Annotated in this window: 15 protein-coding genes; 7 read left to right on the forward strand and 8 right to left on the reverse strand. The window is 70.6% G+C overall.

Translation table 11 applies throughout. The annotated features are described in order from the left end of the window. The first annotated feature begins 61 nt into the window (after positions 1-61). Together OG306_RS39035 and OG306_RS39040 are read left to right on the forward strand one after the other, a co-directional pair. A complete protein-coding gene (locus OG306_RS39035; protein ID WP_371666164.1) occupies positions 62-244 on the forward strand; it encodes a hypothetical protein in 183 nt (60 codons plus the stop codon). A gap of 68 nt (positions 245-312) precedes the next feature. Then, a complete protein-coding gene (locus tag OG306_RS39040; protein ID WP_371666309.1) occupies positions 313-843 on the forward strand; it encodes an MOSC domain-containing protein in 531 nt (176 codons plus the stop codon). 87 nt (positions 844-930) lie between these two features. Here the strand turns inward: OG306_RS39040 and OG306_RS39045 are convergent, their stop codons facing one another. Continuing rightward, on the reverse strand, positions 931-2,070 hold the full coding sequence (locus OG306_RS39045) for a hypothetical protein (protein ID WP_432762248.1): 1,140 nt from the start codon (positions 2,068-2,070) through the stop codon (positions 931-933). Positions 2,071-2,187: 117 nt separating this feature from the next. Further along, complete coding sequence (locus OG306_RS39050; RefSeq protein ID WP_327259617.1) at positions 2,188-2,493, reverse strand: hypothetical protein; 306 nt, start codon at positions 2,491-2,493, stop codon at positions 2,188-2,190. A 155-nt stretch (positions 2,494-2,648) separates the two neighbouring features. Here OG306_RS39050 and OG306_RS39055 point away from each other — a divergent pair, with 155 nt between their 5' ends. Continuing rightward, positions 2,649-3,551, forward strand: coding sequence for an oxygenase MpaB family protein (locus tag OG306_RS39055; RefSeq protein ID WP_266751350.1), 903 nt, complete (start codon positions 2,649-2,651; stop codon positions 3,549-3,551). 83 nt (positions 3,552-3,634) lie between these two features. Here OG306_RS39055 and OG306_RS39060 read toward each other — a convergent pair whose 3' ends face one another. Next, positions 3,635-4,234 carry a class I SAM-dependent methyltransferase gene (locus tag OG306_RS39060; protein WP_266751351.1) on the reverse strand — a complete coding sequence of 200 codons (600 nt, stop codon included), beginning with the start codon at positions 4,232-4,234 and terminating at the stop codon, positions 3,635-3,637. Positions 4,235-4,405: 171 nt separating this feature from the next. Between OG306_RS39060 and OG306_RS39065 the strand changes: the two genes are divergently transcribed. The 4 genes from OG306_RS39065 (at position 4,406) to OG306_RS39080 (ending at position 8,958) form a co-directional block, all read left to right on the forward strand. Further along, positions 4,406-5,284, forward strand: a complete 879-nt coding sequence (locus OG306_RS39065) for an MHYT domain-containing protein (RefSeq protein WP_266751352.1) — start codon at positions 4,406-4,408, stop codon at positions 5,282-5,284. Positions 5,285-5,457: 173 nt separating this feature from the next. Then, on the forward strand, positions 5,458-8,067 hold the full coding sequence (locus tag OG306_RS39070) for a sensor histidine kinase (RefSeq protein ID WP_371666165.1): 2,610 nt from the start codon (positions 5,458-5,460) through the stop codon (positions 8,065-8,067). Continuing rightward, positions 8,064-8,501 carry a roadblock/LC7 domain-containing protein gene (locus OG306_RS39075; RefSeq protein ID WP_266751356.1) on the forward strand — a complete coding sequence of 146 codons (438 nt, stop codon included), beginning with the start codon at positions 8,064-8,066 and terminating at the stop codon, positions 8,499-8,501. The genes OG306_RS39070 and OG306_RS39075 overlap by 4 nt, the downstream gene beginning before the upstream one ends. A 22-nt stretch (positions 8,502-8,523) precedes the next feature. Next, positions 8,524-8,958 (forward strand): DUF742 domain-containing protein, encoded by a 435-nt coding sequence (locus OG306_RS39080; protein WP_266751357.1) that lies wholly within the window; start codon positions 8,524-8,526, stop codon positions 8,956-8,958. 119 nt (positions 8,959-9,077) lie between these two features. On the opposite strand, the gene OG306_RS39085 is transcribed toward OG306_RS39080, so the two are convergent. The 5 genes from OG306_RS39085 to OG306_RS39105 form a co-directional block, all read right to left on the reverse strand. Continuing rightward, the gene (locus tag OG306_RS39085; RefSeq protein ID WP_266751359.1) at positions 9,078-9,653 is read right to left on the reverse strand and encodes a TerD family protein; all 576 of its coding nucleotides are present in this window, start codon (positions 9,651-9,653) and stop codon (positions 9,078-9,080) included. Between the two features lie 167 nt (positions 9,654-9,820). Continuing rightward, positions 9,821-9,949 (reverse strand): twin-arginine translocase TatA/TatE family subunit, encoded by a 129-nt coding sequence (locus OG306_RS39090; RefSeq protein WP_266751361.1) that lies wholly within the window; start codon positions 9,947-9,949, stop codon positions 9,821-9,823. 57 nt (positions 9,950-10,006) lie between these two features. Next, positions 10,007-10,555 carry a GNAT family N-acetyltransferase gene (locus OG306_RS39095; protein ID WP_266751362.1) on the reverse strand — a complete coding sequence of 183 codons (549 nt, stop codon included), beginning with the start codon at positions 10,553-10,555 and terminating at the stop codon, positions 10,007-10,009. Further along, entirely contained in the window at positions 10,552-13,263 is a 2,712-nt protein-coding gene (gene mgtA / locus OG306_RS39100) for a magnesium-translocating P-type ATPase (protein ID WP_371666166.1), read from the reverse strand. Before mgtA ends, OG306_RS39095 begins: the two co-directional genes overlap by 4 nt. Next, the gene (locus OG306_RS39105; RefSeq protein ID WP_266751366.1) at positions 13,256-13,621 is read right to left on the reverse strand and encodes an ArsR/SmtB family transcription factor; all 366 of its coding nucleotides are present in this window, start codon (positions 13,619-13,621) and stop codon (positions 13,256-13,258) included. Before OG306_RS39105 ends, mgtA begins: the two co-directional genes overlap by 8 nt. Between the last annotated feature and the right edge of the window lie 127 nt (positions 13,622-13,748).

The raw sequence follows: 13,748 nt of genomic DNA on the forward strand, positions 1-13,748 counted from the left end.
GGGGGCGCACAGGCGTTCTCACAGCAGGAGCGGCTTCCGGGCCGCGAAGGAGGCGTGGACGATGTCGAACAGCGCGAAGATTGCCATCGGGGGAGTCGTCGTGGCGGTCATCCTGATGCCGTTCATCGGATTCTGGCTGTCGCTGCTGATCCTGATCGGAGTTCCGGCGGTCGCCTATCTGCTGCTGGACCCGAGTCAGCGACGCAGGCTCCGCAGGATCACCCGCAAGGAAATAGGCCGCTGAACCATCAGTCGAAGACAAGCTGCCGACAACAAGCCGACAACAAGGGGGATTCAGCTGTGGGCGGGACCGTGACCGCGGTGAGCAGGAACGAGGCATATTCGTTCACCAAGCCGAACCGGAAGAGCATCACCCTGCTGGCCGGGCTCGGCGTGGAGGGAGATGTGCACGCGGGAGTCACGGTCAAGCACCGGTCACGGGTCGCGCGGGATCCCACCCAGCCGAATCTGCGCCAGGTCCATCTCATCCACGCGGAGCTGTTCGGCGAATTGCGGGCAGCGGGTTTCGAGGTCGCTCCCGGCGATCTCGGGGAGAACGTCACGACCGGCGGGGTTGATCTCCTGGCCCTGCCCGTCGGCACTCTGCTGCACCTCGGCGACGAGGCAGTCGTCGAGGTCACCGGCCTGCGCAATCCGTGCCTGCAGATCGACACCTTCCGGGACGGGCTCCTCAAGCAGGTCGTCGGCCGGGACGCTACGGACCGGATCGTGCGCAAGGCCGGGATCATGGGCATTGTCGCGGCCGGTGGTGTGGTCCGGCCCGGCGACCGGATCGAGGCCCAGCTGCCCGTCGGGCCGCATCGGGCGCTGGAGCGCGTATAGCCGGAGAGCGCGCGGTACGCGGCGGTGGGGGCGGAAGGCGGCCGTCGGCGGGCCGGCTGCCCCTTCGCGCCGCCGCCGGGAGCCTGCTCAGCCCGGCCGTACCGCGATGGCGTCCAGGGCCTTCAACAGGCCGGGCAGTTCCGTGCCGCGCCCGACCGGAAGCACCTCGCCCGGTTCCTCGTCCAGCAGGATGAACGCGATGTCATCGGTCCTGGCGACCAGTGACCAGCCGGGGCCGTCGGCGCGCAGCATCCGGGCGTCGCCCGTGGCGAAGGAGGACCGAACGCGGCCCGGGGGCGGCGGGGTGTCCACATAGGAATGGGCCTCCGCGAGGGCCCGGCGTACTCCAGCGTGCGCACTGGAAGGCTTGTCCTCTGCGGGGTTCTGGGCGGTGGAGGAGGGCCCGTCGCTCCGGGGCCGCTTCTCGACCCCGGCCTCGATCTCGGCTCCGGTCCCGGTTCCGGCTTCGTCTACGGCGTTGCCCCCGCCGACAGCTCCGTCCTCGGACTCCACCTCGGCTCCGGTCCCGCCCGTGACTTCATTCCCGGCTTTGGCGTCGGCGTAGGAGTCGACATCTGCTCCGGCGTCGGCACTGAGCTCGCCGTCGCCTTCATTTCCGGCATCGGCGTCGACCTGTTCGGCAAGCCCGGCGGACGTGCCGGGGCGGTCGTCGGCCGGGCCCCCGGCCGACTCCGCGCCGCCGCCCGGAGTGGCGAAGTCGGTCTCGTCGTCGAGCTGCTCGCGCCAGGCCGCCCACTGGTGCGCTATCTCGTCCGCACCCATGCGCCGCTGTGCCGGACCCCACGACTCCGTGTCCGGAGGTGTCAGCGGCGCCGGATCGGTGCCGTCGGCATCCGGGTCCGGCAACGGATCGTGCGGGGCGGCCAGTCCCGGGGCGGCGGCTCTCACCGCGAGAGGCCAGCCGGGCAGAGCGCAGACCACCGAACGGTCGTCGGGGGAGAGGTCGTAGTCCATTCCGCAGTCCCAGGCCGCGATGGCGACCGCGACCAGCGACACGTCCTCGACGACGACGGTCCACCGCGCACCACCGCCGTCCTGGCCGAGAACCAGTCCGTACCCTTCGGCGTACGGTTCGAGGGCGAACGCCGCACATGCTGCGGGGTAGTCGTCGCCGAGCACGCTCGGGAACTGTGCCGGTGTCAGCAGCACCGCGGTCAGCACATACAGTGCGTCGTCGTCCGTGACTACGTCGCTCGTGCCGGTCACGGCACCCTCCTCGTCCGTCATGGTTGTCCGTCGGCGCACCTTAACCAGTCGGTATCCCACTCGTCGAGGCCCTGACAAAGGAGGACGCGGGGCCCGCGTCCGGGCGGACGGCGCTGCTCAGTCGGTGGGCAGACCGAGCAGCGTACGGGCCACTGTCTGCGGTGATTCGTCGCGCTCGCGGGCCAGCGCGATGACGGCCCGGCAGGCCAGCTCATTGATGCCGAAGGAGAGTGCCTCGGGCGACACCCAGCCGCTCGCCTCGTCGATCCGTGCCTGATCCTCCTCCACGGACGCCGAGACGTACGTGGCGGCTGCCTCGAACAGGTTGTGCTGCTTGCGCTCCTGTTCGAGAGGGGCTGCGGGCCGCTGGTCCTTCCGGTCGGGGGAGACAACCTGCCGGAGAGTGCCGAATATGCCGATCATGGAGACCGTCCTCCCGAGGACCTGTGAACGCATGACGTGCCCGAACAACATCTGGGCGAACATCATCTGCTCGCCCAGCACGTGCTCGTACACCCTATGGTGTTCCCCGCCGACGTAGAGTTGGACCACCGACCGAGGCAAGGGGGCAGCGCGCGATGAATCGGTACGACCGGCTGAGCGAAATTCAGCGCCTCGATCCGGAGCGGGACTTCCTCCGGATCTATCGGATCACGGCAACCTACGAATTTCCCTGGGATATCACCCGCGCTCTCGAACTGGCCCTGTACCGCACCTATGCCGTCCCGAGCATCGGACGACTCCTGGCCGAAACCAGCGAACTGACGGACCGTTCGCAGAAGCGCTACGACGACACCGCGCTCCTCCTCGACACGGTCGTCGAGCACGGCTTCGAGAGCACCCCGGGGCGCACGGCCATCCGCCGGATCAATCAGATGCACCGCAGTTACGACATCAGCAACGACGACATGCGCTATGTGCTGTGCACCTTCGTCGTCACCCCGAAGCGGTGGCTCGACAGCTACGGCTGGCGCCGGCTGTCCGACCACGAACTGCGGGCGTGCGCCGCCTACTACCGGACCCTGGGCGCCCATATGGGCATCAAGGACCTGCCGGAGACGTACGAGGATTTCGAGCGCACCCTTGACAGCTACGAGGCCGAGCACTTCGGCTGGGACGAAGGGGGGCGCCGCGTCTCCGACGCCACCTTGGACCTGATGAGCTCCTGGTATCCGCGTCCCTTCGCGGCCGTCGCGCGGAAAGCGGCCCTCGCGCTTCTCGACGATTCCCTGCTGCGGGCGTTCCGGTACGAACGACCGGGCTCCGCGACCCGAAACCTCACCCACGGCGCCCTGCGGCTGAGGGCACGGGCCGTACGACTGCTGCCGCCGCGTGCCACCCCGCACTACGCCCGGCAGAACCCGGAGATCAAAGGCTATCCGGACGGCTACGAGGTGGCCGGGCTCGGTACGTTCCCCAGCCCGGGCATTCGCGGCTGTCCGGTCGCGCACACCGGACGCCCCGACGCCCCGGTCGAATGAGGAGCCGAGCGAGGAGCCGAGCGCGCGGTCGAGCCGGCAGCCGATCGCTCAGGAAGTGAGCAGGGCGGCAGAGCGCTCGACCGTCAGCGCATCCGTACGGAGAGGGCGAGGAACCGGTCGTCCTCGTCGGTGTACGTATCGAGCCGCCAGCCCGAACGTGCCAGCAGGGGGCGGAGGTTGTGCTCGGCGCGCAGATCGTCGTCCGTGATCCGGCGGCCGTGGCGCGCTGCCAGAGCGGCCCGCCCGATGGGATGGAAGAGGGCCAGCAGTCCTCCCGGCCGGACCACTCGCGCCAATTCCGCCAGGTCCGGTCCGGGGTGGGACAGATGGGAGATCAGCCCGGCCCCGAACACCGCGTCGAGCGACCGCGACCGCAAGGGAAGACGGGCGACATCGGCGAGGAGCAGAGTTCCACTGCCGTTCCGCGCCGCCCGTACCGCCGCCTCCAGCATCGCCGCCGTGAGGTCCACGCCCAGGACCGTGCCCCGCGGTCCCACGGCCGCGCGCAGAGCAGGCAGTGCCCGGCCCGTACCGCAGCCGGCGTCGAGCACCGCGTCACCGGGACCCAGCCCGAGTGTGCCGACGGCGGAGGCGTAGGCAGGCCCGTCGTCGGGAAACCGGGTGTCCCAGTCCGCCGCGCGCGCCGTGAAGAACTCCTGGACGTGTGTGTGGTCATCGGTCATACGGACATGATCGCGCAGTTGCCGAGGGGGCGGAACAGAGCGAAACATTGGGAAATGGGGTGCATGTTCGAGCACCCTATGATCGTTGGGGAACATCTCTCTGTCATATTTCAGCAGCTTTCGAACTGCGCCCTGGGTGCGCGCCCCCACCGCGACTAGCGTCCCCGATTCATGGGACACCTGGACCACGCCACCTTCGGCTGGCTGACACCTGTGCTGTCGTACGCGATGGCATGCATCGGCGCCGCACTCGGACTGAGCTGCACCGTGCGGGCACTCGACACGACCGGCCGTTCGCGCCGCAACTGGCTGATCACGGCCGCGTCCGCCATCGGCTCGGGCATCTGGACGATGCACTTCGTAGCGATGCTCGGGTTCGGCGTGACCGGCACCGACATCCGCTACAACGTGGCACTGACCATCCTCAGCCTGCTCGGCGCCATGGTGGTGGTCGGCGGCGGAGTCTTCGCCGTCGGCTACAGCCGCGACCGGACCAGGGCACTGCTGCTCGGCGGGTTCGCCACCGGACTCGGCGTCGCCAGCATGCATTACCTGGGAATGGCGGCGCTCCGCCTGCACGGCACGATCCACTACGACCCGTTGCGCGTCGCGCTCTCCGTCGCCCTCGCTGTCGTGGCCGCGACGGCGGCGCTCTGGGCGGCGCTCAACATCAAATCCACCCGGGCCGTCGCACTGGCCTCGCTCGTCATGGGCGCGGCGGTCAGCAGCATGCACTACACCGGAATGCTGGCAGTCTCCGTGCAGGTCACCCCCTCGGGCAGGGAACTCGCCGGGGCAACGACCATGCAGTTCATCTTTCCCCTGGCCGTCGGTCTCGGCTCGTACCTCTTCCTGACCTCGGCGTTCGTCGCGCTCTCCCCGACGGCCAGGGAACGCGACGCCTACGTCTACGCCGAACGCACCGCAGGACCGGCCGAAGCGGACTCCACCGAGACCGCACCACACGGATTCACCGGGCGGGGTCCCGTCCCCCGACCACGACGCGGTGGACCGAGCGCCCGCGACACATTGCCCGCCACTGCGCCCTGACACCACGGGACACCACGGCACTTGACGTCACGGCCTGACGTCACGACGTGACATCACCGCGCCCGACATCACCGCGCCCGATATCACCGACCCTTGGCGCCTGTGCACCCGGCCACCGGCACCGGCCCCGGCGCCCGCGACACACCCAGCTCCACACCCGGAACGAGGAGGCCATGCGCCCACCCCGCACGACCCCGGAAACCGGTGCGACGGCCACCCCCCGGCCCACCGCCCCGCCGACGCGTGGACGCCGCGCACACGCGGGGCCGCCTGCCGATGAGAGCGCCGAGGACGCACGGCTGCTGTTGACACACGACCCATCCGCGCCACGCCGGCGGTGGATGCTGCGTCCCAGGACCGTACGCGCAAAGATCATCTCGCTGCTGATGGTGCCGGTCGTCTCGCTGCTTGCCCTGTGGGGTTTCGCCACGGTCACCACCGCCCAGGATGTGGCACGCCTGCGCCAGCTGCAGCGGGTCGACGGCGAGGTCCGGGCCCCGATATCCACCGCCGTCGCGGCACTCCAGAGCGAGCGCCGGGCGGCCGTGCTGCAGAGCGCTGCCCCCAGCAGCGCCCAGGCCGCCGCACTGGAGCGGCAGGTGAGGCGCACCGACACCGCACTCGCCGCACTGCGTCTGGACAGCGACCACACCATCGCCGACACCGGCAACCTCCCGTCCGCCGTCGCCGACCGGCTCGACCGGTTCCTCGCACTCACCCACCGACTGCGCACCGACAGGAGCAGGGCGGGCGACGAGCGCACCGTCTACGAGCAGTACACCGAGGCCGTCTCCGCAGCCTTCGGCGTCTCCGGCGCCCTCACCGGAATCCAGGACGACGCACTCGGCTCCGACGCCCGCGTCCTGCTCGAACTCGCCCGCGCCGACGAGATGCTGGCCCGCGAGGACACCCTGCTCGCCACGGCCGCCCGCACCGGAGCGCTCAAGGGCGGCCAACTGCGTCTGTTCACCGGAGCGGTGGCCACCCGGAGGATCCTCGCCGAGACCGCGGGTGCGGATCTCCCCGCCACCGAGGGCGCCACCTGGCAGAAGCTCACCACCGGGGACGCGTACCGGCAGCTCCAGGCCGCCGAGGACAAAGTGCTCGCCGCACCTGCCGGACGCAGGGCGGCACAGGCGGTGCCCGTGACCGACTGGGAACGAGCGGCGGCTCGCGTGCGGAGCGAGTTGCGCACCATCGACACCACCGCCGGGCAACGCGCCGCCGACCGGGCGAACCCGCTGGCCCGCGGACTGCTCAGCCCGTCCGGAGCCGCAGTTCTCTTCGGCTGCGCCGCCGTTGCCGCGTCCCTGGTGATCTCCGTACGCATCGGCCGCGCGCTCGTAGTCGAACTGGTCGTCCTCCGCAACAGCGCCCTGGAGATCGCCCGACGCAAACTGCCCCGCGCCATGCGACGGCTACGGGCGGGCGAGGAACTCGACATCGCGGCCGAGGCGCCGCAGGGCCCGGCCAGCCACGACGAGATCGGCCAGGTCGGCGAGGCTCTCGGCACTGTGCACCGGGCAGCCCTCATTGCCGCCGTCGAACGGGCCGAACTCGCCGATGGCATCTCCGGAGTCTTCGTCAACCTCGCGCGCCGCAGCCAAGTACTGGTCCATCGTCAGCTCAACCTCCTCGACAGCATGGAGCGCCGGGCCGACGATCCGGACGAGCTGAGCGATCTCTTCCGGCTCGACCACCTCACCACTCGGATGCGACGGCACGCCGAGAGCCTCATCATCCTGTCCGGAGCGGCGCCGGGACGGGCCTGGCGGATGCCCGTACCGCTGACGAACGTTGTACGCGCCGCCGTCTCCGAGATCGAGGACTACGCCCGGGTGGAGGTACGGCAACTGCCCGACGCCGCCGTGAAGGGCACCGCCGTCGCCGACCTCACCCACCTGCTCGCCGAACTCATCGAGAACGCCGCACAGTTCTCACCGCCCCACACCAAAGTGCGCGTCAGCGGCGAACCCGTGGGCAACGGCTACGCCCTGGAGATCGAGGACCGCGGCCTGGGCATGGGCAATGAACTCCTCGGCGAGGCGAACCGGCGCATCGAGCAGGCGGAGGCGCTCGACCTCTTCGACAGCGACCGGCTCGGCCTCTTCGTCGTCGGCCGGCTCGCCGTACGGCACCACATCAAGGTCCGGCTGAGCACCTCCGCGTACGGCGGAACGACCGCCGTGGTTCTGCTCCCCACGTCACTGCTGCAGAGCGCACTCCAGGCGGCCGAGGAGCCGGCCGCGCCGGGGAACGCCTCGGTCGAGCGCCGGGACGACCGGGACCGCCCGCCCTTTGGACCCGGACCCGGACCCGGACCCGGACCCGGGCCTCGCGCGGTGCGACCGTGGACCACCGCCTTTCCCACGCCGGTACCCGTACCCGCCCTCGAATCCCGTACGGAGCCGGCTGCCTCGGTGACCTCGCTGCGCGGGCGTCCGGGCAGCACGGCCGAGCACGGGTCCGGGGCCCGGACGGACGCCCAGTCCGACGACGGCACTCTGCCGCGTCGGGTGCGCCAGGCCAACCTCGTCCCACAACTCCGCGAGGAGCCCCGCCCCGATGAACCGGCACGCGGCGCCCCGGACGACAACGGTGGCTCCCCGCAGCGCACCCCTGAGCAGGCCCGGCAGCGCATGACCGCCTACCGCAACGGCTGGGTGCGCGGCGGCGGCACCGTCCCCGGCACCTCCGATCCCCGCCCAGGCACCACCACCCCCGGCATTACCACCCCCGGCACCAGCGACCCCCGTCCACGCAGCGAAGGAGACCACGCATGATCGCGAACGAGAGGACCGGGGGACGTCACACCTCGGGTGAACTCGACTGGCTGCTGGACGATCTGGTGGCACGGGTCGGCGAGGTCCGCCACGCCATCGTGCTCTCCGGTGACGGCCTCGCGATGGGCGCCTCCAGCGCCCTCAGCCGCGAGGACGCCGAGCATCTCGCCGCGGTGGCCTCCGGATTTCACAGCCTGGCCAAGGGCGCGGGGCGCCATTTCCGCGCCGGGAACGTACGCCAGACCATGGTCGAGATGGACGAGGGCTTCCTGTTCGTCGCCGCGGCGGGCGACGGATCGTGTCTCGCGGTACTCAGCACGGCCTTCGCCGACATCGGACTGGTCGCCTACGAGATGGCCCGGCTCGTCAAACGCGTCGGAGAGCATCTGCGCACCCCGCCGCGGTTCGCCGCACCGTCGTCGACCGTCGGCTGAGCGGACGGAGACGGCCGTGTCCATGACCGACGGGGGGCCTGGAGGCACCCCGCTGACCCCGGGCCCGCACGCACACACCGGCAGCCAGTGGTACGACGCCGAAGCCGGCCCGCTGGTCCGCCCGTACGCGGTGACGGGTGGCCGGACCGAACCCGGCCCCGCCGGCGCGCGGTTCGATCTGATCGCACTCGTCAACCTCGACGACAACGCGCCGGACAGCTCCGAGGAATCCCTGCTCGGCCCGGAACACCGGGCCATGCTCACGCTCTGCCGGTCGGAAACCCAGTCCGTCGCGGAACTCTCCGCCGACGCCGACCTTCCGGTCGGAGTCGTACGCGTGCTCCTCGGCGATCTCCTCGAAGCCGGCTATGTGCGGGTCAGCCGCCCCGTACCGCCCGCGCAGCTGCCGGACGAACACATCCTCCGTGAGGTGATCAACGGTCTGCGGGCCCTGTAGGGGCACGACGGCGATGCGACCGTTCCCACGGGCACACGGAACACACGGTTCGCTCTCCTCACCCCGGCGGAGGGAGGGGAGAGCGGACCGCGTTTCAACGTCCGTACGCTTCCTCCGGGTCAGACATTGACGCCGTAGTCGGACGCGATACCGGCCAGGCCCGAGGCGTAACCCTGGCCGACCGCACGGAACTTCCACTCCGCACCGTGCCGGTACAGCTCGCCGAAGACCATGGCGGTCTCGGTCGAGGCGTCCTCGCTGAGGTCGTAGCGAGCCAGCTCGACGCCGTTCGCCCGGTTCACCACGCGGATGAACGCGTTGCGGACCTGGCCGAAGCTCTGCCCACGGCTCTGTGCGTCATGGATGGAGACCGGAAAAACTACCTTGGCGACATCGGCCGGGACAGCCGCAAGATCGACGTTGATGGACTCGTCGTCGCCCTCGCCCTCACCGGTCAGGTTGTCACCGGTGTGCTGGACCGAGCCGTCCGGGCTCGTCAGGTTGTTGTAGAAGACGAAGTGCAGGTCGGAGAGGACCTTGCCGGCGTCCGAGCACAGCAGGGCGCTCGCGTCCAGGTCGTGATCCGCACCCGTCGTCGTCCGTACGTCCCAGCCCAGGCCGACCGTCACTGCGGTCAGGCCGGGCGCTTCCTTCGACAAGGAGACGTTGCCACCCTTGGCCAGGGTCACACCCATGAACTTCCTCCATTGATCCAGTGGTCCAGCGATTCGATGATGCGGTGATCAGCGCTTCTTCGGCCGTCACCCGGGTCAACGACGGTGCCGCGCCCATGGTTCCCTTGCTTGCGCAATCCCTGAAGTAAGAAGCTGCGAGGAGTGTTCCCCTTCGGCGAGGCGGGGTCTCATGTGTGCGGGTCGGTCCCAGGACCCGCATCGGTTTCTTTCATGGCCTTCGTCCCACTCTTCACGATCGGCATGGATGTGCCCAGGGCACGGGCCGTGGTCGGCAACCTGTTCGAACCGAACACCATGATTGCTTGTCTGCAGACCGCCCGTACGACCGGCCGCCAGAAGCGGCACCGCGACGCTCAGAGCGGTGCCCGGACCATCCGAAGCCGGAGCGTGGGGTGACGGGGAGCCGCGAAGCCGTACGACGCGTACAGCGCGGCGCCGTCCGCCGTGGCGTTCAGATCGACCACCGTGACGCGGGCCTCGTCACGGAACCAGGTGAGCAGGGCGTCGAGGCAGACACGGGCATGCCCGCGGCGGCGCCGGCGGGGATCGGTGCTGACGTTGGAGACACGCCCGTGCAGTCCGCTCGGATTCGCCGGGCTGGGGGCATGCGCATCACACGTCCCGACCGCACTGGCGACGGTGCCGAACTCGGGATCGTCGACCAGGAACGCGGCGAACGTGGCGGGATGACGCAGCCGCTCGGTGAACCACTGGGCCGAGGCCGCCCGCCACGGGGCGTCCGCACCGCCCGTCTCCATCCCCATGTCGGCCAGCATCAGCCCCCGCAACCGCACGAGCGCGGGCACATCGTCGAGCGTGGCACGGCGGGCACGCACCACGTGCCCGCCGTCGATGCCCGGACCGCAGCCGGAGGCCGGGTGGCCGAGGCACGAGGGGGTCATGAGTACCTCCACTTCCGTTCGTAGCGGACACGGGCGGCCCACAGCCCGTATGCGTACAGGGCCAGGACCGTTGCGAGCAACAGGTAGTAGAGCGGCGGCAGTGCGCTCATGCCGAGCAGCGGACCGAGCGGGGTGACCGGCAGCAGCAGCCCGACCACGGCAAGACCCGACGCGGCCGCGCGCAGTGGACCACCGCTGCGATCCTCGGCCGTGCGACGGCCGGAACGCAGCAGCAGCATCACCAGAGCCTGGGTGAGGAGGTTCTCGGTGAACCATCCGGAGTGGAAGGCCTCCTGCCCGCCCTCTGTCGCCGAGCCGTGCAGTGCGAAGGCCAGCACGGCGAACGTCGCCAGGTCGGCGGTGGCGTTCAGCAGACCGAAACCCGTGATGAAGCGGAGGAAGTCGCGAGGGCGCAACACCGTGGGCCGCCGCAGCACCGAGGGTGCGGGCCGGTCGAAAGCGAAGGCGAGCTGTGCCACGTCGAAGCACAGGTTCTGCACCAGGACCTGCGCCGGAAGCATCGGCAGAAACGGCAGCATCAGCCCCGCGGCGAGCATCGCGATGACGTTGCCGAGGTTCGACGAGAGCGTGATGCGCAGATACGTGGCGATGTTCCCGCTGCAGTGCCGGCCCGCCGTGATCGCGTGATCGATCGCCACGAGATCCTTTTCCGCCAGCACCACATCGGCGGTCTCCCGCGCCACATCGACCGCGTTGCGCGGGCAGATGCCGACATCCGCCGCGTGCATCGCGGGCAGATCGTTGACGCCGTCGCCGAGGAATCCGGTGGTGTGCCCGAAGCCGCGCAGCGCGGAGACGATCCGGGCCTTGTGCTCGGGCGTGCAGCGGGCGAAGACCGTGGCCCGGTCGGCGGCCTGCGCGAGTAGCCCGTCCGACAGTGCGTCGATCCGTTCCGCGGAGAGGACCTCGCCCGGGTCGAGGCCCAGATCCCGGCAGGCGCGGGCGACGGTCCCTGGATCGTCACCGCTGAGGACCTTCACGGCAATGCCCCGGTGCCCCAGCACGGCCAGCGCTTCCGCCGCGCTCGGGGTGAGCGCGTCCCGCAGAGTGACGAAGCCGAGAAAGGCCAGCCCCCGTTCGTCGGCCGTCGTGTACGGACCGAGTCGGGCGGGCCGTTCGGTACGGGCTACCGCGAGCAGCCGCAGACCGTTCCCCGCCTCACGCGCGGCCAGGGCCTTCAGCCGGTCCCGTTCGGCATCGTCGAGGGCGCACCGGTCGAGCACCGCTTCCACCGCCCCCTTCGTCACGAGGGTGTGCGTACCGAGCCTGCCGGGGCTGCGGACGACCGCGGTGGCGAGGCGCCGCACGGGATCGAACGGCAGCGCGGCCACTCCGTCGTACGCGGACAGTGCCTCCTCCTGGTCTTCGGCCGCGTCCAGAACCGCCTCGTCGAGTGCGTCGGGGGCGGGCAGATCGGCGAGCTGCAGTGTCCACAAGGCGTTGACCCCGGCCCAGTGCAGCACCTCGGGATCGGACCGGTCCGCTCCGTTCAGTGACCGTTCGACGACCGGCCGGTCCTGGGTGAGCGTTCCGGTCTTGTCCAGACACAGCACGTCGATCGCCCCGAGATCGTGCAGTGCGGGCAGCCGCTTGACGATCACCCCACGGTTCCGGGCAAGCAGCGAAGCGCCTCTGGCCAGCGCCGTCGTGACGATCACCGGCAGCATTTCCGGGGTCAGCCCGACGGCCACCGCGACGGCGAACGGCAGCGTCTCCAGACCGCGGCCGCGCAGTGCCGCGTTGGCCATCAGCACCAGCGGCGGGGTGAGCAGCATGAACCGGATCAGCGTCCAGGAGATCCCCTGCACCGAACGGTCGAAGGCGCTCGTGCCGCGGCGGCCGGCGGAACCGTCGTACGTGGCGGCGAACCGGGTGTCGGCACCCGTGGCCGTCACCACCGCCGTCCCGCTGCCGGAGGCCACGCTGCTGCCCTGGAAACACAGCTCCGGTCGCCCGAACGGCCCGGCCCCGCCGACGTGCCCGGCATCGGCCGTGAGGTACCGGTCCGGCGTGTCGACGGGTTGTTTGGAGACCGGCGCCGACTCACCGGTGAGGGCCGACTGATGTACGGTCAGGCCGCTCGCGCGCAGCAGCCGCACATCGGCGGGTACGAGATCCCCCGGGCCGAGCCTGATCACATCGCCCGGCACCAGTTCCCCGACCGGCAGCTCACGTGGCTGTGGCGCGTCATCCGGGCCGGTCCGGCGCAGCACCGTCGCGGTGGTAGCCACCAGCTCCCGCAGGGCAGCCGTCGAACGGTCGGCCCGATGCTCCTCCGCGGAACGCAGCAGACAGCTGACGACCACGAGCACCAGAGTCACCGAGGCCGTGCCCCACGAGGCCACCGCTGCCGAGACCAGACCGAGACAGAGGAGCACCGAGGTGAACGGATCCCGCAGGCTGCGAAGGAAACGGCGGGGCCAGGAGACCGGGCGCCAGGCCGGCAGGGTGTTCTCGCCGAACCGCGCCAGCCGTTCCTCCGCCTGCCCCTCCAGCAGCCCTCGTGGCCCGCTGTCCAGCGAGCGGAGCACCTGCAAGGAGGTCGGTGCGGCGCTCGGCGACGTGGGTGGCGCGACGTCGGCGGAGGCGCTCCGTGCGGCCGCCGCGCCCGCTATCGGCACGACGACGGCGGACGAGCGGTCGGGCGCGGTGCTGCCGGAACCTGCGGCGGCGCTGCTCTCAGGCACCGAGCCCACGGAGGCGTACGGGCTGCTCGGGCGTGTGTCCGGCGCGTTCGGTGAGCTGGCCGACCATCAGCCGTACCACCGTCACCACATCGGGGTCGTCGACCAGGTACACCTGTCGGCGGCCCTCGCGCCGTGACCGTACGAGACCGGCCAGTTTCAGCTTGGTCAAATGCTGGCTCACCGAGGGAAGGGTGCCGCCCACCCGGTCGGCGAGGCCGGTGACATCGCTCTCGCCCTGGGACAGGGCCCACACGATGTGCAGCCGCGCAGGCGTCGCGAGCAGGCCGAAGGCGGCAGCCGCCGCCACCAGTACCTCCGTGGGCGGATCCTCGAAACCGCCGCCGGCAGCTGTCGACACTCTTGCTCTCCCTGTCCGCGGGGGCTGCTTCCCGCACCCGAGGTCCCCAGTGTAGGCGCCGGGCGATCGGGGGCCGCGGGCCCGTACTCCCGGCGCGCGCGACCCATGTGTGCGGGCCCGTGCACTC

Origin of the sequence: Streptomyces sp. NBC_01241, from assembly GCF_041435435.1 — a bacterium.
Taxonomy (GTDB): domain Bacteria; phylum Actinomycetota; class Actinomycetes; order Streptomycetales; family Streptomycetaceae; genus Streptomyces.